Below are 19170 nucleotides of genomic sequence, written 5' to 3'. Positions count from 1 at the left end.
CGCTTTCAGCGTGACAAAATAGTTTTATTTAAACGTTGCATCACTCCAACGCAACTCATTCTTCAACTGCCGAATGGTGGTATTTTTATCAATAACGACCAATTCTACGCCAAACATCTCCGCAAAATCTTCGATGTATTCCGTTGTGAGGTTTTGGCTGTATACGGTGTGGTGCGCGCCGCCTGCCAAAATCCAAGCCTGCAAACCGACTTCCATGCTTGGTTGCGGCTTCCAAAGTGCCCGTGCCGTGGGAAGTTTGGGGAACGTTTCGGTGACTTCAACGGCTTCTACTTCATTGACCAACAGACGAAAACGGTTGCCCATATCAATCAGCGACACATTGAGCGCGGGCCCAGGTGCTGCATTAAATACCAATCTTACGGGGTCTTCTTTGCCACCAATGCCGAGTGGATGCACTTCGCATTTTACGGCTCCCTGCGCAATCGACGGGCAGATTTCGAGCATGTGCGAGCCAAGTACCATCGGATTGGCGGGGTCAAAATGATAGGTATAATCTTCCATAAAAGAGTTGCCGCCTGCCATGCCGCTCGCCATCACTTTCAGGGCACGCACCATCGCCGACGTTTTCCAGTCCCCTTCACCGCCGTAGCCGTAGCCCGCCGCCATCATGCGCTGCGAGCCAATGCCCGGTAGCTGACGCATTCCGTGCAAATCTTCGAAGGTATTGGTATAAGCCGAAAAATTACCTTCTTCTAAAAAGGCTTTCAATCCCAATTCAATACGGGCCGCCTCGACCAACGACTGACGCATGAAACCGCCGTTTCGGAGCGAATCCATGAGTTCGTAGGTATCTTCGTATTCTTGCATCAACGTAAAAATATCGGCTTCCGAAATTTGGTTGATGTACTTCACCAAATCTCCGACGCCGTGGGTATTGACCGAAAACCCAAAGGTCATTTCGGCCGCTACTTTATCGCCGTCGGTAACGGCCACTTGCCGCATATTGTCGCCAAAACGCACCACTTTCATGGTTTGCATTTCGTACTTAGCCGCCGCAACCCTGCTCCACACGTTGATTTTTTGGAGTACATCGGCCTGTTGCCAATGTCCCACAACTACTTTGCGATTTAACCGCATCCGCGACATGATAAACCCAAATTCACGGTCGCCGTGCGCCGATTGGTTGAGGTTCATAAAGTCCATGTCGATTTCATTGAACGGAATATCGCGGTTGAATTGTGTATGCAGGTGCAACAGTGGTTTTTGGAGACAATTCAAACCCCGAATCCACATTTTGGCGGGCGAGAACGTGTGCATCCAAGCCACAATCCCGATGCAGTTAGGGGCCACGTTGGCCTCCTGACAAATCGCATAGATTTCATCAGGTGTTTTGACCACGGGTTTAAACACCACACGAACAGGAATTTGCGGAGAATCGTTAAACGAATCGGCAATAATTTGGGAGTGTTCATCCACTTGGCGAAGCGTTTCTTCACCGTACAAATGCTGGCTACCTGTGACAAACCAGACTTCAAATTTTTTGAGCATGTTAAGCGATTAAAATGATAGCATCTAATAGATTTTTTGCGTTCAAACCCCTCAGGTTTATTCCCATTTGAGGCACTTTTTAGAATTAACCATGCAAATAGTACATCCCAATGTAACAATTGCATTATTAATCCCTAAAAAATCCCTTTTTCAGCGAAACTTCCCAGAGCCACGTATTTCTGATATAAACTTTGATAAACCGCTACTTTCTCGGCATTTGGATGGTATTCGGCATCAAAACCTGAACCCATCGCTGCTTGCGCGGCCTCCATGGAGGGGTGAATTCCCGCGGCTACCGACGCACACATGGCCGCTCCTAAGGCACAGGCTTGGTCTGAACTTGCTACTTTGATGGGCATGTTGAGCACATCGGCCAGTGTTTGCATCACAAAAGGTGATTTTTTGGCTACGCCGCCAATCCCAATCACTTTTTTGATGGCCACTCCTTCCTGATAAAAACGGTCAACAATCGCCCTTGAGCCAAAGGCCGTGGCTTCTACCAACGCCTTGAATATTTTAACGGCATCGGTACTCAAATTCATCCCCGAAATCGTGGCTTTCAAGGTGTGATTTGCATCGGGCGTACGGCGGCCGTTAATCCAATCCAACGCCACTACGTCATTTTCGGTAACGGGTAGTTTAGCCGCCTGTTCTGATAAATAAGGGATTAATTTTTTGCGTAATTCAGCGGCGGCTTCCTCGCCCAACAACGCTCTGACTGGCTCCACAATTACTTGCTGAAACCACGCGTACAAATCGCCAAAGGCCGATTGGCCCGCTTCCATGCCCAACATACCTGGGATGATAGAGCCATCGACCTGACCGCAAATACCGCGAATCAGTAAGTGTCCGATTTCTTCATTGGGTGCAATAATCATGTCGCAAGTAGACGTTCCCATCACCCGCACGAAGGTGTACGGGTCAATCTCAGCCCCCACCGCGCCCATGTGCGCATCAAAGGCCCCAACGCCAATCACGACGTCGGCAGGGATGCCCAATTTCGTAGCCCACTCCGCCGAAATCATCCCCATCGCTTCGTCAGACGTGTAGGTATCTTTAAATAAGCGTTGACGCAAACCCGCCAATTGAGGCTCCAATTCAACCAAAAACTCCTCCGAAGGCAACCCCTGAAATTCCTCGTTCCACATGGCTTTGTGGCCCGCCGCACAGCGCGAGCGTTTCAACGTCAGCGGGTTGGTATCTCCCGTCAAGACCGCCGAAATCCAGTCGCAATGCTCCACCCACGAAAACGCCCGCGCCCGTACTTGGCTATCGACGCGAATCGTCCGCATGATCTTAGCCCAATACCATTCGGAAGAATAAATCCCTCCGACGTATTTGGTATAATCCACGTCCCAGTGGTGGGCCAATTGGTTGATTTCTTCGGCCTCCGCGTTGCCGGTATGGTCTTTCCAGAGAATAAACATTCCGTGGGGGTTTTCCGAAAACTCAGGTAACAGCGCGAGCGGCGTGCCATTTTCATCGACCGCTACGGGCGTAGAGCCTGTAGTATCCACCGAGATTCCTTTGACATTTTGGCACACCTCCTCCGATACCCCCGCCAACGCCCCTTTGATGGACGCTTCCAGTCCTTCCAAATAGTCGAGTGGATGCTGGCGAAATTGTGAAATTTCGGGCGCACAGTAAAGCCCCTTTTTCCAGCGTGGATATTCAAAAACGTGCGTCCCCACGGCCGCCCCCGTATGAGCGTTGACGACCAAAGCCCGAACCGAATCGGTCCCATAATCTACTCCAATAACGTACTGATTCTGCATTGTTTTTCTAGGTGGTTACTGGCATGAAGTACCAAAAATTATTAAAGTTACTTTCGTATTTTTCTTTGTTCAAACGGTACAAAACAGCCTTTTTGGTAGCCGAATTGGCATTTTTCTCGCCCGTATCCAGCAACAGCCCCGTCGACAAAATCTTGCGACTGAAATTGCGGCGGTCGAGTTTCAAATCATAAATAGCTTCGTATAGTTTTTGTAATTGAGGAATGGTGAATTGTTGGGGCAACAACTCAAATCCAATCGGATGCAACGCCGCCTTATACCGCAGGCGTTCGAGTGCGAGTTGAACCATTTTTTCATGGTCAAAAATCAACTTCGGCATCTGCTTCAAGCTAATCCAGCACGCACTATGCGACTTTACGGATTCCTCATCGTGGTTATGAATGTTGATGAGCGCAAAGAAAACCACCGAAAGGGTGCGCTCTACGGGGTCGCGGTCTACTTTACCAAACGTCTGCAATTGCTCCACGTAAATGTTGTGCAAGCCCGTCAGTTCATGTAAAATTCGTTCGGCTCCTACCTCCAAATCTTCCTCCTCATTTACAAATCCTCCCATCAACGACCACTTGCCTTTTTCGGGCTCAAAACGCCGCTTAATCAACAATAATTTAAGCTCTTCTCCATCAAAACCGAAGATGATACAATCAATGGCCACCAAAAGTCGAGTGGAGTGTGCGTAACTTTTCATTATAAATGTGTCAAAACAACACAATAATAGGGGCTTTTTTATTACTTTTCAACTACTTTCTTGAATTTTTTAACAGGAAAGTAAACAATGAAGTATTTATATGACTTTAAATAAGCCATCCTTTCGGGTTTGAGAACCCGAACGCACCCCTAAAAAACAGGTTGATTTGCTCAAAAAAGCCGCACTACATCGTACCCAAAACGCAGAATCAGGGCAAAAATAACGACTAAAAAAATGTTACGGATAAAGGCATTACCCCGCAAAATAGCCAAGCGGCTTCCCAAATAAGAACCTAATATATTACAGGCCATCATGGGTAGGGCAATGTCAAATTCAACGTATCCTTTCCATATAAAAAACACCAGCGAGGCAATATCTGCTACCACATTGATGATTTTAGCCACCGCCGACGCCCGCAGAAATTGATACCCAATCACGCTCACAAACCCAAAAACCAACAAACTGCCCGTGCCCGGCCCCACAAACCCGTTGTAAAAACCCGTTGCCATCCCAATCAGCAGCGCGTACCATTGTAGACGAACGATGGATACTGGTAAATTTTCGTGATGGCCCAGGGTTTTGTTGGAGTAAGAATAAATCGCTATGGCCGCCATCAAAAACAAAATGATGGGCTTCAAAACCTCCGCTTTCAGGTGACTGGCAATGGTTGCCCCCAAAAACGACATCACGGCCGTACCCGCCGCGGTAATGAGTACCACGCGCCAAGGCACTTCTACTTTACGGGCGTACTGATACCCGGCCACGCTGGTGCCCATAAACGAGGCAAAACGGTTGGTGCCAATCACTTGCGAAACCGAAAAGTGAGGAAATAAAATAAAAAGCGCGGGGACCTGCACCAAGCCGCCGCCGCCCACAATAGAATCTACAAAACCAGCCAACAAGGCGGCTAACGAAGCGATAAAAATGTCCAAATTCGGTGGGTTAAAGTATGCGGTGGGGCACTGCAGCTTTGCTCCCTGCCCCTCTGCGTGAATACTTGAAATTATATTATATAGAACTACGGAACAGTTTGATGGCAATGGCAATCAGAATCAGGCCAAAAATCTTGCGCAAAACGTCGGTGCCCGCCACACCCAATTGTCCTTCAATCCAGGCCGATGAGCGCAACACCAGATAAATAAAAATCAGGTTGATAAGAATGGCAATGATGATATTGATTTCCTGATAAGCCGCTTTTAGTGACAAAATCGTGGTCATCGTTCCTGCCCCCGCAATCATCGGAAACGCAATCGGCACAATCGACGTAGCGTTGCTGTGTACGGCATCGTGCTTGAAAATATTGCGCCCCAAAATCATTTCGAGTCCAATCAAAAACAAAATCAACGCCCCCGCTACGGCAAACGACGCCACATCGACGCCAAACAGTTTCAGAATTTCTTTCCCCAAATACAAAAATGCAATCATCATTCCGCCCGAAACCAGCGTAGCGCGACGGGCGTTGATGGCTCCCGCTTTTTTTCGGAGGTCGATAATGACGGGGATTGAACCCAGAATATCAATGACCGAAAATAAAATCAACGTGACGGAAAGAACCTCTTTGAAATTGACAGAGTACATAGATAAGTTGGCGGTTTACAGTGAACAGTCGGCAGTAAATGATGGCAAATTTACGATTAAATCTTATGGTTATGAGCCCTCAATTACAAACGGCTCACTATAAACTGTTTTTTGTCCGTTTATCCCTGATTTTTACCGTTTCCAAAATAAAATTTAAAAAATTAGCCAAGTACCTTGCATCGCAAAGTACCTTACATTAACTTTGTACTGTTGATTACCTATAACACAGCCATTTTAAACAATTACTGAGGAGACAGAAGTGAGGAGTGAAGAGAGTGAATACAGTAAATTTTAAAATTCTCACTACTCACTCCTCGCTTCTGTCTTCTGAATTTTTACAGCCATGACGTTCAATCAAAAATTTCCAAAACATGACAACAGCATGAATATTGAGAACGCTCAAGTGCAAATGCGAAAAGGAATCCTAGAATTCTGCATTATGCACATCATCTCTCGGGGCGAAGTATACGCCTCCGATATGCTCGATGAACTGACCTCCGCCAAGATTATGGTCGTGGAAGGTACGCTTTATCCGCTCCTGACCCGGCTCAAAAACTCGGGCCTGCTCGATTACAAATGGGTAGAATCCTCCTCTGGCCCCCCGCGTAAGTATTATATACTGACTGATATGGGCAAACAGTTTCTGGAAGAAATGCAAAAAACCTGGATTGAGCTTTCTGACTCTGTTCATACGATTGTGTTGAAAACACAGGATTTAGGAGCAAAGAATGAGCAACAGCCAACCAACTAACATTTAACAATCAAGGAAAACTGTTAACTGATGCGCACGCATCCATTGCCATGAAAAAGACTATCAGCATCAATATCGCCGGTCTGATTTTTTACATCGAAGAAGACGGCTACGATAAATTAAGAAATTACCTAAACTCAATCCAGAAGTACTTTTCGTCGTACGAAGATAGCAAAGAGATTATCTCTGACATCGAAGGGCGAATTGCGGAGAAGTTTTTGAACCGACAAAAAGCCGCCGACACGCAAGTGATTGCGCTGGAAGACGTCGAAGAGCTCATCAAAAGTATGGGAACCGTGGCTGACTTTGAAGCCATCGAAGAGGAAGAAGATTTGGCGGCACAGACCGCCGCAAGCAGCCAACAGGCGGCTAGCTTCAGCCAAGCTTCGGCGGGCAATCCCGAACCTGCAGCCCCCAAAAGCGCCCCCTCAGCGCACACAACTCCCCGTAAGCTCGTTCGCGATACAAAGCGCAAATTATTGGGTGGCGTGTGTGCGGGCATCGCCCATCATTTCAATGTTGACCCGCTTTTCGTTCGTTTGCTGTTCCTGCTTTTCTTTTTAGGACTTCCTGCCATCAGCGGCGGCGTATTTGGTGGCGACAGCGCTGAGTTTTTCGGTCCATTGAGCGGATTTACTTTCTTGCTGTACGTTGCTTGCTGGGTTTCTTTCCCAGGTTCCGATGCGCTGGAAGAAGACAAAAACATCAAGAAATTTTACCGAAATCCTGACCAAAAAGTAGTAGGTGGGGTAGCGGCTGGGGTAGCGGCTTACTTCGGAGTTGACTTAGGAGTGGTTCGTTTTATTTGGGTTCTGAGCATTTTGTTCTTCGGCACTGGTCTCCTTTTGTACATCGTGTTGTGGCTTATTACGCCCAAAGCCAATACTTTGACCGAAAAAATGGAGATGAAGGGGCAACCCATTACGCTCGAAAACATCGAAACCAACGTCAAGAAGGCCCTTCAACCCGAACAAAAAGAAGAAAATATTGCCACCAAACTGCTTTTGTTTCCCTTTCGGGCGGTGGCGATGGTATTCAGCGGATTAACGCCCCTGATGAAATTCTTGGTGGTTATCATGCGCATCTTTGCGGGACTGATTATGTTTATCATTGGCGCGGGTGCCTTACTTGGATTGGTTACGGCGCTTTTCGCGGTATTCGGATTAGGTACGTGGGACTTCGGGCAAATCGACAACGAACTCATGCCGCTTAATTTCTTCATCGGCGAAGTATCTCCCGTAGCTTACATTTTTGCCTTTCTGGCCATTGGGGTCCCTTTTGCCACGCTGGCTTGGTTGGGAATCTCGTTGTTGACCAAAGAAAATAAATTTACCCCTGCGGTTTGGCAAACCTTGCTCGGACTCTTTTTGGCAGGCCTTTTGGGAAGCACCATCTTTGGATTCCAGTACGGCGCTAACTTCCGCCGCGAAGGAACGGTCGAAAAAGAACAAACCTACAAGCTGCCCGCCACGCCGATTTTGCTGGACGTCCACGAGGAAAACTCCGAAGACGGTTACAACAATACGCAACTGGATTTAGAAGGCTACGAAAGTACCGATGCCAAAGTGGCGTTTAGGTTCCGTTCGCAAGGACGCTCACGTCAGGATGCCGAGCGCAACGCTTCCAATATCTTATACAACATCAACCAAACGGATTCTACGCTGGTTTTTGACGAAGATTTTAGTCTTTCCGACAAATCGCCGCGTTTCCGGGGGCAGAGTGTGCGCCTGACATTGTACTTCCCGTACGCCAAAACCTTCCGAATGACCCGCGATTTCTATGACCATTTTTGGGGAGTCCGGAATCAAATTCAATATGAATATGATTTGGACATCAACGAAGAAATGTTCAAAAATATCCGCTGGGCCATCAAACCTGATTCGGGTCTGGTTTGCCTTGACCGTCCCATCTCCGTTCGTGAAGAATCGCGCAACAACGACGACTCGGACGACATGGACGAAATCAGTGACGGCATTGAGTCTGGCCTGAACGAAGCCTTTGACCGGTCGTTTGATGCCAAAGGCGAAATGGTGAAGCAATTTGACGTTACCAATTTCAGCAAAGTCAGAATAGGCGGCGCCTTTGTGGTGACCATCCAAAAAGGAGACGTGTATAAAGTAGTAGCCGACGGCCGCGAAACCGATTTGGACGACGTGGAAGTAAAAGTGGAAGATGGCACGCTCCGCGTAGAAAACCGCCGCAAGGTCAAACTTTTTGAACGCAACAAGCGCGTGGGCATTACGATTACCGTTCCAACCATCGAAGCCATTGATTTATCGGGGGCAACGCTCGGCAAAATAACGGGTTTCAACAACTTAGGTACGTTGAAAGTAGAGATTTCTGGAGCTTCCAAAACGTACATTGACGTTAATGCCAAAAAACTTGAACTCGACGTAGCCGGTGCTTCCAAGGTTGAGTTGCACGGCAGTGCCAACACCCTTGAAGCCGACCTTGCCGGGGCTTGTTCATTGGATGCCGAGCGCATGAATATTCAGAACGGTGACGTGCAAGCCTCAGGCGTGAGCAAAGCCAACTTAGGACGTATTCCCAATCTCAAATCAAACAGTACGGGAGCCAGTCGGATTCACCAGCAGGGAGAAGGAGAATAACTTTCTATAAAATGATAACGAAAGGAGTCGCATTGAATTCAATGCGACTCCTTTCGTTATGTAACCGAGTAAATGTTTTCGTTACTCTACCCAGCTTTTTTAAATTATTGATAATGCCCCTTTACCTTTCAGCCCTAGTAAACAGGTCTCAATCGTCCATCTTTTAGCGTATAATTGTCCCATAAATTTTGGGTTTGCGGTACCTGATAAATATAAAAAATCACAGACTGCTAATAATTTAAGCTAAACATCTGCCACTATACCATCAACTAGACAATTTTCTAATGCTAACGTTTTAATTTTACAAATACGACCGTCTCTCCGTTGGATTCAATGGTGTTTTGGTAAGCGTATTATGAAATGTATATTGCTGTATTTTAAAGACTTAACCCATGTGTGGCTAATAAGCACCCTATTTCCAACCAATGTAGCCAATTCGTGATTTACCCATTAATTCTACACATAATACGACTATATCTTTACTGTCTTGTCACTACAAAGCCGCATCGCAAAATTGTAAATTTCTACTTCGTATTATTCCTAAAACAAATTACCCGATGAACTTTTTGGGTGATAAGTTCTTTACAATTGGAATTTTTGATCCTTCTTTGCTTACCTAATTTGCCCCCTTTTTTAGCAGGGTATGATGCTCATAAGTAAATGGAGGATGCTCCTTTTCTTAATTATAGCGAAAGTAATTACCTTCGCTACTTCAAAAAAACAGTAAATGATGAGATTCCTTACGCTCTGTACGGCCTTTTTTTTGCTCTTGATTTCGTTTCTGCGGGCCCAGCCTGCTCCGAAGCAGGCCCAATGGTCTAAATTGTATATCATGCCCGATAAACGGACCATTACGCGCGGAGATGGCAAGCCGTTTTTCTGGTTGGGAGATACCGCTTGGGAGCTTTTTCATCGGTTGACAAAAGAAGAAACTGATTTTTATTTAAAACGCCGTGCTGAACAGGGATTTACGGTCATTCAGGCAGTGGCTTTGGCGGAGTTTGACGGTCTGACGCAGCCTAACCAATATGGTCAATTGCCGCTCAAAAACAATGACCCGACGCAACCCAATGAACTGTATTTTCAGCACGTAGATTATGTCATCAATAAGGCAGCCTCACTGGGATTAGTGACTGGCTTGCTGCCCACTTGGGGCGACAAGTTCAATAAAAAATGGGGCATAGGCCCAGAAGTATTTACCCCTGAAAATGCTCGTATTTATGGTGAATGGTTAGGCAAACGCTACAAAGGTAAGCCCGTCATTTGGATATTGGGCGGGGATAGAAGCCCCGAAGCGGAAAAACATTTTGCCATCATTCGGGCCATGGCCGAAGGCATTCGGACGGGCAACGGCGGCACGCAGCTCATGACGTATCATCCTATGGGTAACAGTAATTCGGCGGCATTTTTTCATAAAGACAATTGGCTGAGTTTCAATATGTATCAGTCGGGACATTCGGCGCGTAATGCCAAAAATTACGTGATGCAACGCCAAAATTATCAGTTGTTTCCCGTAAAACCCACTCTCGATGGCGAGCCGCGCTACGAAGACCATCCTATCAACTGGAAACCCGAACTCGATTATTTTAATGCGCACGACGCCCGTCAGGCGGCGTGGTGGACTATGCTGGCTGGTGGCGCTGGCCATACATACGGCAACCATAATGTATGGCAGTTTTTTGACCCCAATCGCAACAAACCTATCTCCGTGGCGCGTACCCATTGGCGAAGGGCGGTCGACAGCGAGGGCGCGTGGCAAATGGGCTACCTGCGCAAACTTTACGACTCACACCCTTGGAATCAACTGATTCCGGAGCAATCGCTGCTGAAGGGCGATAACCCCGACGATGCCAGCTATCAAATGGCGGCTTGGGGCGAAAACAAAGATTTTGTATTTGCCTATACCCCCACGGGCAAACCCTTTAAAATCGATTTAGCAAAACTTAGTGCGCCCCAATTAATGGCCTACTGGTTCAACCCCCGCGATGGTGTCACTACCTTCATTGGTGAGTACAAAAACGACGGCGTCAAGGAATTTAAAACGCCCGTAAGCTGTCCCACCTGCGACTGGGTGCTGGTCGTCGACGACACCACCAAGCCGTGGGCTGGGTATGGACTGAAAAAAGAAGCTAAAAAGTAAACTATGAATTTCCCCTTTTTTATTGCCCGTCGTTACTTCAGTTCCAAGAAGAAAAAAAGCTTTATCAGCCTCATTTCCAATATTTCGATGTTGGGCGTGGGCGTGGGTACGATGGCGCTTGTGATTGTGTTGTCGGTCTTCAACGGTATGGAAGAACTCAATCGGCAACTGTTTCGGAGTTTTGACCCAGACCTAAAAATTACCCCCGCCAAAGGCAAACGCATCGACGTTACGCCCGCACTTTTGACGAAAATCAAGCAAACAAAAGGCGTGAAATTTGCTACGCAGGTCATTGAAGACAACGCCTTGGCGCGCTACGGCGACCGCCGCGTGGTGGTCAAACTCAAGGGCGTGGATTCTACCTACGAACAACGGCATCAACTGGATACGGCGCTGGTTTACGGAACCGTGCAAGTCATGGCCGACGGCGAGCCCAAAGCCGTGGTGGGGGCCACGGTGCAGCAATTGTTAAGTATCAATCCCAACGATATTCTGACACCCCTTGAGCTTTGGTACCCGCGCTCAGATACTCGTTCGCTCAACCTAAACTCACCCGACGCCTTCAATCAGCAAATCATTCGGGTGGGTGGGGTGTATATGCTCGAACTGCGGTTTGACGATTACGTGATTGTACCGCTGGATTTTGCGGCCGAGCTGCTCGGCTATGGCACGCAACGCTCGTCGTTTGAAGTTCAACTACAACCCAATGTCGATGCCGACGCGATTAAAAGTGACTTGGAAAAAAGCTTGGGAGATGCCTTTGTGATTCGTACCCGCGACGAGCAAAATGCCGATTTACTCCGCGCCATTCGTCTCGAAAAACTGTTTGTGACCGTTACTTTGGGTTTGATTGTGTTGGTGGCGGCGGTCAATATCTTCTTCTCGCTTTCTATGCTCGTCATCGAAAAGCGCGACGACATCAAAATGCTTTTTGCAATGGGCGCCACAAGCAGCATGGTCAAGCGCATCTTTCTGTTTGAAGGAGGATTGGTGGCTTTTTCTGGCGCAGCGGTGGGGTTGATTTTGGGCGTAATTGTGTGTTGGGCGCAGCAAACCTACGGCTTGGTTTCCATGGGAATGGTGAGTTCGTTGGTGGATGCCTACCCCGTCAAAATGGTGTGGCAAGACTTTTTGATTACGGCTTTTTTGGTCATTTCGGTCACTATCATCGTGTCGTTTTTGCCCGCCAAGCGCGCCGCTGAAATGGGGTAACTGGCCCCTTATCAGGCAGCGTTTTGATTGAAAGCCTTTATTGATTCAAGCACTGTTCCTTTGGCAGAAATTTCTTCCTCAATATCAAAGTCATCTTGCAATCCAAGCCAAAATTTGGCTGAATTCCCAAAATACTTACTTAATCGTAAAGCCGTATCTGCGGTGATTCGGCGATTTCCTTTCACAATTTCGGAAATTCTTGTCTGTGGAATATCAATATCTTTGGCCAGTCGATAAGCAGAAATACCCAGAGGAATAAGAAATTCTTCTAAAAGCACTTCTCCCGGGTGTATATTTTTTAGTTTTTCCATTTTAATAATAGTAAAATCAGTTTTTCATTATTGTGAATACAATTGGGTAGCTACAATTCAATCATTTGCCCCTGCACCGCTACTTTGTAGCCTTCTTTGGCGGTTTGAATAAACTCCTTCGTTTCGGGCCTGAGCAACGGATTCGTATGATTGAAATGCGTAAAGTATACTTTTTGCTTTTCAGTTTTGGGTAATTTTTCCAACAACTTCATGGTTTCAGACACAAACGGATGCGGTACTTCGCTCATGGGGCGCGGTATTTCGCCATCGGCAAAGAACGTGGCGTCAATAAACGCATAATCGGCTGCTCTGACTACATCGTTCAGGTCTTTTTTCCAAAGACTCCACTTGTCGATGTCAGGAATGTAGACAAACGTTTTGTTGTTTGTTCGAATTCGAAAACCGACCGTTTCGGAATATTCGGCGCGGTGCGGCACCGTGAAAGGCTGAATGCTGATGCGCTCGTTCAGCACAATCCAAGTGCTGTCGGTCAGGGGTTGAATGTCAATATTTTTCAAACTCACCAACTGACTCCACGGGCCGTTGTTTTCCAGAAACCGCTGCATGAGCGGCATGGCGTAGACTTTCACGTTTTTGGCTCCCAAGGCCTCCCGCCCCAGGTGCATCAAGCCCGTATAATGCCCGATGTGGGCGTGGGTCAGAAAGATTCCAGCCAAGTCGTTGGAGGGGTTTTGGGTGTTGGTTTTGAGCAGTTGCAATTGGTATTTAAAATCGGGGGTAGCGTCAATCAACCAACGCTGTTTGGTCAGCGGGTCTACAATCGCCAGACTCGTTACGTACAGCGGCGGGCGGCGTCCTTCCCAAGCGTCCAGACAGTTGGGCGTGTTGCATCCTGCCTGCGGATAGCCGCCATCTTGCGTAACGCCCAATACCAAAACGTAAGGTGTCTGAGCGTGGACGAGAGCGGAGAGGAAGAGAAAGATGATGAGAAAGCGCATAATGATAGGGAGAGGAATTTATTTTCGACCGAATTTAGATAAAACTTCCTTTGTTTGAAAAATTAGCTTCCCTAACTTCGCGAGTACCAAAAGACCTGTTTACAACCCGTCCTATGCAAAATCCTGCCGAACGCATCAATGAGCTTACCGATTTGCTGAATCATTATAATCACCGATATTACCAAGATAGTGTCTCGGAAATCAGTGATTATGAGTTTGATATACTCCTCAAAGAGCTGGCTGAACTGGAAAGCCAATATCCTGATTTGCGCCGTGAAGATTCTCCTTCGTTGCGGGTAGGAGGGGGAATTACGAAAAATTTTGAGACCGTAACGCACCGTTATCCGATGCTTTCGTTGGGCAATACGTACAATGAGCAGGATTTGCGAGACTTTGACGAGCGCGTGCGGAAGGGCCTTTACGGTGAAGCCTACGAATACATTTGTGAATTAAAATTTGACGGTATTTCGCTCAGCATGACCTACGAAAACGGCGTGTTGAAGCGGGCCGTGACGCGCGGCGACGGTACCAGAGGAGATGATATTACGAGCAATGTTCGGACCATAAAAACGTTACCCCTGAAAATCAGAAGCGAGAATTCAGGAGTGAGAAGCGAGGGAAAGCTTGGTTTCCCAACAAATTTCGAAGTACGTGGTGAGGGTTTTATGCCGATTTCGTCGTTTGAGAAACTCAACAAAGACTTAGAGGCGGCCGACGAACCTACCTACGCCAACCCGCGCAATGCGGCATCGGGGGCGTTTAAATTGCAGGATTCGGCGGAGTCGGCGCGTCGGGGATTGGATTGTTATTTGTACGCTTTTTTATCCGACGAAGAAGTGTTTGAAACCCACGAAGAAAGCCTATTGACGCTTAAAACGTGGGGCTTCAACGTGTCGCCGGGCTGGCGAAAATGCGCCGATATTGATGAAGTACTGGCCTACATTCACGAATGGGAAACCAAGCGACACACATTGCCATTGGCGACGGACGGGATTGTGATTAAAGTAAATTCGATGGCGCAGCAGCGGGAGTTGGGTTTTACGGCCAAAAGCCCGCGTTGGGCTATTTCCTTCAAATACAAAGCCGAAAATAAAGCAGGCGTGTTGAAATCAGTTTCGTACCAGGTGGGTCGTACGGGCGCGCTCACGCCCGTAGCCAACTTGGACAATCTCAACGAAGACGGAAAAGGTCTACAACTGTCGGGAACGCGGGTAAAACGCGCTTCGCTGCACAATGCCAACGAAATTGAGCGCTTGGGTTTGATGCTCAACGACGTGGTTTTTGTGGAAAAAGGCGGTGAAATCATCCCCAAAATCACGGGAGTGGATGTAGCCGCCCGCTCAAACCGCCTGTTGTCTCCCATCATTTACCCCGCGCACTGCCCCGAATGTGGTACCGAATTGGTGCGAAAAGAAACCGAAGCCAACCATTACTGTCCCAACGAGCGTGGTTGTCCGCCGCAGTTGCGCGGAAAAGTAGAGCATTTTATTCACCGCAAAGCCCTCAACATCGATAGCTTGGGTGAAGGAAAAATCGAATTGTTGTTTGACAAAAACCTTGTGCAAACTCCCGCCGATTTGTATGATTTGACCTACGAAAAACTCTTCGGCTTGGAGAAGGTCATCACGGACGAAGAAACGGGTAAAACCAAGAAAATTGGATTCAAAGAAAAAACGGTCGAAAATATCCTAAAAGGCATTGAGCAGTCAAAGCAAGCGCCTTTCAAACAGGTGCTTTTTGGCATCGGGATTCGGTTTGTGGGTGCAACGGTGGCCGAAAAACTGGCAGCCTATTTTCGCAACATTGACGCGCTGATGGCGGCAGATTTTGAAGCCCTGTGTAACGTGCCCGAAATCGGTGGAAAAATTGCCCAAAGCATCGTAGATTATTTTGCGGAGGAGTCTAACCGCAATTATATCAGTCGTTTAAGGGCGGCGGGCCTGCAATTTGAAACAGACGATGTACCCGTAGTGTCCGAATCTAACGCCTTGGATGGTAAAAGCTTTTTGTACACAGGCACTTTTGCGGGCATGACCCGCGAACAACTGGAAGCCAAAATTGAAGCCAACGGGGGTAAATTGCTCAGTGGCGTATCGGCCAAACTCAATTTTCTGATTGTGGGCGAAAAACCAGGCGCATCCAAAGTTGATAAAGCTACGAAATTGAACGTAAAAATGATTTCGGAAGAGGAGTTTTTGGGGATGTTGGACTGACGGAGAGTTTCACACTTCGCCCTGTCTCATGTGCATAATTCAGTATATTTGTAAAAATAATTAGGCTATGACGAGCATACATCTAGATACTCTCGAAGATAAATACCTTATTTCGCTTGATAAATCCTCCTTTGATAAAGAATGGTTGATGGGGCTAATTGAGAGGCTTCGAATGGAAGAGTTGGCCCATAAACTCAACTTTGACGAAGGTATTGAGCAATTGGGGGAGGAGATTAAAAGCGATTGGTGGAACAAAAATAAGCAACGTTTCATCAATGAATAGAATCCCCGTTGTGATTGATACCAACGTTGTATTTAAAGCCCTTCGATTAAAACATTCCTCAATTAGGGGAGTACTTAATCAAGGGACTTATCATTTTTACGCGCCTAAGTTTCTACTTACTGAGATTTTTAGACACAAGGAAAAACTTCTCAAAAACAATGCCCAATTTGATGAAGAGTTTTATGAGTATTTGAATCTTCTTTTTCAACGTATTACGTTCGTCAATGAAGATATCATTTCTATTGGAAATTATATGGAAGCCTACCGACTTTGCAAAGATATTGACGAAAAAGATGTGCCGTTTGTAGCCTTGGCGATTCAACTTAATTGTGTGCTGTGGACGTATGATCAACCTATTCGAGATGGATTAACGCAAAGAGGATTTAATCATTTTTTTGAGCTATAAAAGTTTTACTATACACTGTAATGAATCAACGTCTTATATTAAGCAGCCCACTGTTTGAAATCATGGTCAGTCGTTTGTGTCAACAGCTCATCGAAAACCACGGAGATTTTGCCGATTCGGCGGTGTTGGGCTTGCAGCCGCGCGGAATTTTCTTTGCCGAGCGGGTCGTCACCGAACTGCGTAACATTACGGGCAAAAATATTCCGTTGGGGTATTTGGATGCTACTTTCTACCGCGATGATTTTCGCCGCCGCGAGCAGTTGAAGCCCAACGCCACCAAAGTCAATTTTGTGATTGAAGGAAAAAAAGTCATTTTGATTGATGACGTGCTGGCTACGGGGCGCATGGTCCGTGCCGCGCTGGATGCAATGCAAGCGTTTGGGCGTCCGCGCAAGGTGGAGCTGCTGGTGTTGATTGACCGTCAATACAGCCGAGAAATTCCCGTCGAGCCTGATTATACGGGCATGAAAGTCAATACATTGGACACCCAACGCGTGCAGGTAGAATGGCGCGAACAAGGCCACGAAGCCGACCGCATTTGGTTGGTAGATTAAGCCTTTTGGTGGCGTTTTTGCCGCCAAATATTTATAAGTACCACAATAATGTTTGTAAAAAAACATCCTATTCATCCGCTTTAGATGCTTACAGCATGACAAAATTGACCATCGAACAAGCCCAACAGGAAGTAGATAACTGGATAAAAACCTACGGCGTACGCTATTTTAGTGAATTGACAAACTTGGCCATTTTGACCGAAGAAGTAGGAGAAATGGCACGCATTATGGCGCGCACGTACGGCGACCAATCGTTCAAAAAGTCAGATTTAGATAAAAATTTAGCCGACGAAATGGCCGATGTGCTGTGGGTGCTGATGTGCCTTGCCAATCAAACGGGCGTAGATTTAACCGAGGCGTTTCAGAAAAATTTGGAAAAAAAGACAAAACGCGATGCCACTCGGCACCTCGAAAATGAAAAACTGAAATCTAATGACGAATGACAAATTTGGGGATGCTGACATCCTATTTCTGACTTCATGCTTCTGATTACTTACAGTCAAGAGCGTACGAATAGACTGTCTCTCTTAAGAGGTTGTCATTGGATTTAACCCTGATTATCTGGCGGATAGGGACACGCTTTGTGTTGTATTCATAGACAACATCTACACGTTGCCTCAATAGGTAATAATTCAATGGATTACGTTTGCTGTGGGCGCGTCCGTTGAGCATGTTGAGCACTTGCATCGCTGGCGAGAAAGTATAAATATTCACCTTGTCATCATAGTTGCCGTATTCGGCCACTAAGCTATCGGTGGTTCGATTGGCATACTTCAATACCCATTTTTTGACATTGGTCGCGGTGTCATATTCCCATTTTGAAGTGACTCCCGTATTGGATTTCATTTCTGAAACTCGCTGATTATCATTGTTATATACAAATTTTAGCGTGTCATCAATCACGGGCCCCGAGTTGAAAACCCTGAAGGAATAAATACTGGTTAGTGTAGTTGAATTGTCGTAGTTTAGCTCATAAATATAACTTCTGTCGCGGGTTTGCAGGTTGGTTTCCCGCAGGCGAATCAACAGGTTGTCTTTGTTATATTCAAATGTATACCGTTTTGTGACTTGATGGGGCCCACCCGTTGAATATTCTAGCATTCGGATAAGTTTGCGAGTTGAATCATATTCATAGGCCCGGTACAAAACGTTATTGATACGTTCAGCAAGTAAAATACAGGAGGAAATGGCGGTTGAATCGACGGCAGGGGTAGGGGGCACTTCATTTCCTTTGGGACGGCAGCCTTTGAAGGTACCCAAACCCATTAACAAAAGAAGCATTCCCCAATAAATAGTAGATTTATTAAACATATCAATTCAATAATAACGAAGTTGGAGCGTGACAAAAAAATGCGGCAAAAAAAATGCCAACTTAATTGTATACGCAGTTTGGGTATTTTTTTGAATCAAAAACAATTTAATTTCAAAAAATACCGTTCGAACAACGAACTTAATACATTGTAGCAAAAAAAGTGCCTGATTTCTAAAATCCCTTTTTTTATCAAGCAACAGCCATTTTTAACAACCTAAATCATGTCATCCTTTCAATTTTGTCCTAAGTGCGGAAATACCCTTGAAGCCGTCCAATTAAATCAGCGAGAGCGTTTGGTTTGCTCAGAGCGCTGCGGCTATGTTTATTGGGATAACCCACTCCCTGTGGTGGGGGCCATTGTAGAGTACGACAATGATACCGTCATTTTGATTCAGAACAAAGGTTGGCCTGCCGAATGGTTCGGGATTGTGAGCGGTTTTTTGGAAAAGGGAGAGTCGCCGGAAGAAGCAGTGTTGCGCGAAGTAAAAGAGGAAATAGGGCTGGAGGCCGAAATGGTGGAGCAGGTGGGCGTGTATCCTTTTTTTAAACGCAATGAGCTTATCATCGCTTATCATGTACGCGCAACGGGTGAGATTCGGATGGATGAAAAAGAGCTACAAGCTTATAAAGTGGTGCCAATTCATAAGCTACGCCCTTGGCCGTTTGGTACGGGCGTAGCCGTGAAGGAATGGCTGGCAAAGAGAAAAACAGAAAATGGCGAAAACAAAAATTAATTAACCCCGCCTAAATTCTCCCATACGAGGAGGGCTTTAATGCACTGATAACAGAATTTTAGCTTTATCTAAATACACGAAAACATACGCTATCCAGCTTTTTTTGGATTCCGCGCCGCGG

Annotated in this window: 18 protein-coding genes; 10 read left to right on the top strand and 8 right to left on the bottom strand. The window is 46.5% G+C overall.

The window, feature by feature from the left end; all coding sequences use genetic code 11:
- Positions 1 to 24: 24 nt before the first annotated feature.
- From araA to NCI00_RS23160, 5 genes are all read right to left on the bottom strand, one after another.
- Positions 25 to 1509 carry an L-arabinose isomerase gene (araA, locus tag NCI00_RS23180; protein ID WP_253531753.1) on the bottom strand — a complete coding sequence of 495 codons (1485 nt, stop codon included), beginning with the start codon at positions 1507 to 1509 and terminating at the stop codon, positions 25 to 27.
- Between the two features lie 134 nt (positions 1510 to 1643).
- Complete coding sequence (locus tag NCI00_RS23175; RefSeq protein ID WP_253531752.1) at positions 1644 to 3284, bottom strand: ribulokinase; 1641 nt, start codon at positions 3282 to 3284, stop codon at positions 1644 to 1646.
- 7 nt (positions 3285 to 3291) lie between these two features.
- Positions 3292 to 3987 carry an NUDIX hydrolase gene (locus NCI00_RS23170; RefSeq protein WP_253531751.1) on the bottom strand — a complete coding sequence of 232 codons (696 nt, stop codon included), beginning with the start codon at positions 3985 to 3987 and terminating at the stop codon, positions 3292 to 3294.
- A gap of 170 nt (positions 3988 to 4157) precedes the next feature.
- Positions 4158 to 4919, bottom strand: a complete 762-nt coding sequence (locus tag NCI00_RS23165; RefSeq protein WP_253531749.1) for a sulfite exporter TauE/SafE family protein — start codon at positions 4917 to 4919, stop codon at positions 4158 to 4160.
- Positions 4920 to 4995: 76 nt separating this feature from the next.
- Positions 4996 to 5565: a MarC family protein gene (locus tag NCI00_RS23160; RefSeq protein ID WP_114066626.1), complete on the bottom strand. Its 570-nt coding sequence runs from the start codon at positions 5563 to 5565 to the stop codon at positions 4996 to 4998.
- A gap of 382 nt (positions 5566 to 5947) precedes the next feature.
- Here NCI00_RS23160 and NCI00_RS23155 point away from each other — a divergent pair, with 382 nt between their 5' ends.
- From NCI00_RS23155 to NCI00_RS23140, 4 genes are all read left to right on the top strand, one after another.
- The gene (locus NCI00_RS23155) at positions 5948 to 6316 is read left to right on the top strand and encodes a PadR family transcriptional regulator (RefSeq protein WP_114070216.1); all 369 of its coding nucleotides are present in this window, start codon (positions 5948 to 5950) and stop codon (positions 6314 to 6316) included.
- Positions 6317 to 6366: 50 nt separating this feature from the next.
- The gene (locus NCI00_RS23150) at positions 6367 to 8925 is read left to right on the top strand and encodes a PspC domain-containing protein (protein WP_253531747.1); all 2559 of its coding nucleotides are present in this window, start codon (positions 6367 to 6369) and stop codon (positions 8923 to 8925) included.
- A 727-nt stretch (positions 8926 to 9652) separates the two neighbouring features.
- Positions 9653 to 11065 carry a glycoside hydrolase family 140 protein gene (locus NCI00_RS23145; protein WP_253531745.1) on the top strand — a complete coding sequence of 471 codons (1413 nt, stop codon included), beginning with the start codon at positions 9653 to 9655 and terminating at the stop codon, positions 11063 to 11065.
- Between the two features lie 3 nt (positions 11066 to 11068).
- Positions 11069 to 12277 carry an ABC transporter permease gene (locus tag NCI00_RS23140; RefSeq protein WP_253531744.1) on the top strand — a complete coding sequence of 403 codons (1209 nt, stop codon included), beginning with the start codon at positions 11069 to 11071 and terminating at the stop codon, positions 12275 to 12277.
- An 11-nt stretch (positions 12278 to 12288) separates the two neighbouring features.
- Here NCI00_RS23140 and NCI00_RS23135 read toward each other — a convergent pair whose 3' ends face one another.
- Positions 12289 to 12588 (bottom strand): HigA family addiction module antitoxin, encoded by a 300-nt coding sequence (locus NCI00_RS23135; RefSeq protein ID WP_253531743.1) that lies wholly within the window; start codon positions 12586 to 12588, stop codon positions 12289 to 12291.
- A 50-nt stretch (positions 12589 to 12638) separates the two neighbouring features.
- Complete coding sequence (locus tag NCI00_RS23130; protein ID WP_253531742.1) at positions 12639 to 13547, bottom strand: MBL fold metallo-hydrolase; 909 nt, start codon at positions 13545 to 13547, stop codon at positions 12639 to 12641.
- A gap of 113 nt (positions 13548 to 13660) precedes the next feature.
- On the opposite strand from NCI00_RS23130, the gene ligA reads away from it, so the two are divergent.
- The 5 genes from ligA (at position 13661) to NCI00_RS23105 (ending at position 17446) form a co-directional block, all read left to right on the top strand.
- Positions 13661 to 15760 carry an NAD-dependent DNA ligase LigA gene (ligA, locus tag NCI00_RS23125; protein ID WP_253531741.1) on the top strand — a complete coding sequence of 700 codons (2100 nt, stop codon included), beginning with the start codon at positions 13661 to 13663 and terminating at the stop codon, positions 15758 to 15760.
- A gap of 67 nt (positions 15761 to 15827) precedes the next feature.
- Positions 15828 to 16043: a hypothetical protein gene (locus NCI00_RS23120; protein ID WP_253531740.1), complete on the top strand. Its 216-nt coding sequence runs from the start codon at positions 15828 to 15830 to the stop codon at positions 16041 to 16043.
- A complete protein-coding gene (locus tag NCI00_RS23115; RefSeq protein ID WP_253531739.1) occupies positions 16036 to 16449 on the top strand; it encodes a PIN domain-containing protein in 414 nt (137 codons plus the stop codon). Before NCI00_RS23120 ends, NCI00_RS23115 begins: the two co-directional genes overlap by 8 nt.
- A gap of 20 nt (positions 16450 to 16469) precedes the next feature.
- Positions 16470 to 17003: a bifunctional pyr operon transcriptional regulator/uracil phosphoribosyltransferase PyrR gene (gene pyrR / locus NCI00_RS23110; protein WP_114460445.1), complete on the top strand. Its 534-nt coding sequence runs from the start codon at positions 16470 to 16472 to the stop codon at positions 17001 to 17003.
- A 104-nt stretch (positions 17004 to 17107) separates the two neighbouring features.
- A complete protein-coding gene (locus NCI00_RS23105) occupies positions 17108 to 17446 on the top strand; it encodes a nucleotide pyrophosphohydrolase (protein ID WP_253531836.1) in 339 nt (112 codons plus the stop codon).
- Between the two features lie 46 nt (positions 17447 to 17492).
- On the opposite strand, the gene NCI00_RS23100 is transcribed toward NCI00_RS23105, so the two are convergent.
- Positions 17493 to 18284 (bottom strand): hypothetical protein, encoded by a 792-nt coding sequence (locus NCI00_RS23100; protein WP_253531738.1) that lies wholly within the window; start codon positions 18282 to 18284, stop codon positions 17493 to 17495.
- 252 nt (positions 18285 to 18536) lie between these two features.
- Here NCI00_RS23100 and NCI00_RS23095 point away from each other — a divergent pair, with 252 nt between their 5' ends.
- Entirely contained in the window at positions 18537 to 19049 is a 513-nt protein-coding gene (locus NCI00_RS23095) for an NUDIX domain-containing protein (RefSeq protein WP_253531736.1), read from the top strand.
- The last annotated feature ends 121 nt before the right edge of the window (positions 19050 to 19170 follow it).

This window comes from Runella salmonicolor (assembly GCF_024158025.1).
GTDB lineage: Bacteria > Bacteroidota > Bacteroidia > Cytophagales > Spirosomataceae > Runella > Runella salmonicolor.
The sequence above is the reverse complement of the archived record's forward strand: the minus strand, read 5'-3'. Positions and strand labels throughout refer to the sequence as shown.

Excerpts from the sequence above, each read along its gene's own strand:
- NCI00_RS23145 (WP_253531745.1), top strand. The coding sequence starts at position 9,653 with ATGATGAGATTCCTTACGCTCTGTACGGCCTTTTTTTTGCTCTTGATT.
- NCI00_RS23095 (WP_253531736.1), top strand. The coding sequence starts at position 18,537 with ATGTCATCCTTTCAATTTTGTCCTAAGTGCGGAAATACCCTTGAAGCC.
- NCI00_RS23140 (WP_253531744.1), top strand. The coding sequence starts at position 11,069 with ATGAATTTCCCCTTTTTTATTGCCCGTCGTTACTTCAGTTCCAAGAAG.
- NCI00_RS23120 (WP_253531740.1), top strand. The coding sequence starts at position 15,828 with ATGACGAGCATACATCTAGATACTCTCGAAGATAAATACCTTATTTCG.
- NCI00_RS23175 (WP_253531752.1), bottom strand. The coding sequence starts at position 3,284 with ATGCAGAATCAGTACGTTATTGGAGTAGATTATGGGACCGATTCGGTT.
- NCI00_RS23130 (WP_253531742.1), bottom strand. The coding sequence starts at position 13,547 with ATGCGCTTTCTCATCATCTTTCTCTTCCTCTCCGCTCTCGTCCACGCT.
- NCI00_RS23100 (WP_253531738.1), bottom strand. The coding sequence starts at position 18,284 with ATGCTTCTTTTGTTAATGGGTTTGGGTACCTTCAAAGGCTGCCGTCCC.
- pyrR (WP_114460445.1), top strand. The coding sequence starts at position 16,470 with ATGAATCAACGTCTTATATTAAGCAGCCCACTGTTTGAAATCATGGTC.
- NCI00_RS23135 (WP_253531743.1), bottom strand. The coding sequence starts at position 12,588 with ATGGAAAAACTAAAAAATATACACCCGGGAGAAGTGCTTTTAGAAGAA.
- NCI00_RS23115 (WP_253531739.1), top strand. The coding sequence starts at position 16,036 with ATGAATAGAATCCCCGTTGTGATTGATACCAACGTTGTATTTAAAGCC.
- NCI00_RS23155 (WP_114070216.1), top strand. The coding sequence starts at position 5,948 with ATGAATATTGAGAACGCTCAAGTGCAAATGCGAAAAGGAATCCTAGAA.
- ligA (WP_253531741.1), top strand. The coding sequence starts at position 13,661 with ATGCAAAATCCTGCCGAACGCATCAATGAGCTTACCGATTTGCTGAAT.
- NCI00_RS23150 (WP_253531747.1), top strand. The coding sequence starts at position 6,367 with ATGAAAAAGACTATCAGCATCAATATCGCCGGTCTGATTTTTTACATC.
- araA (WP_253531753.1), bottom strand. The coding sequence starts at position 1,509 with ATGCTCAAAAAATTTGAAGTCTGGTTTGTCACAGGTAGCCAGCATTTG.
- NCI00_RS23160 (WP_114066626.1), bottom strand. The coding sequence starts at position 5,565 with ATGTACTCTGTCAATTTCAAAGAGGTTCTTTCCGTCACGTTGATTTTA.
- NCI00_RS23170 (WP_253531751.1), bottom strand. The coding sequence starts at position 3,987 with ATGAAAAGTTACGCACACTCCACTCGACTTTTGGTGGCCATTGATTGT.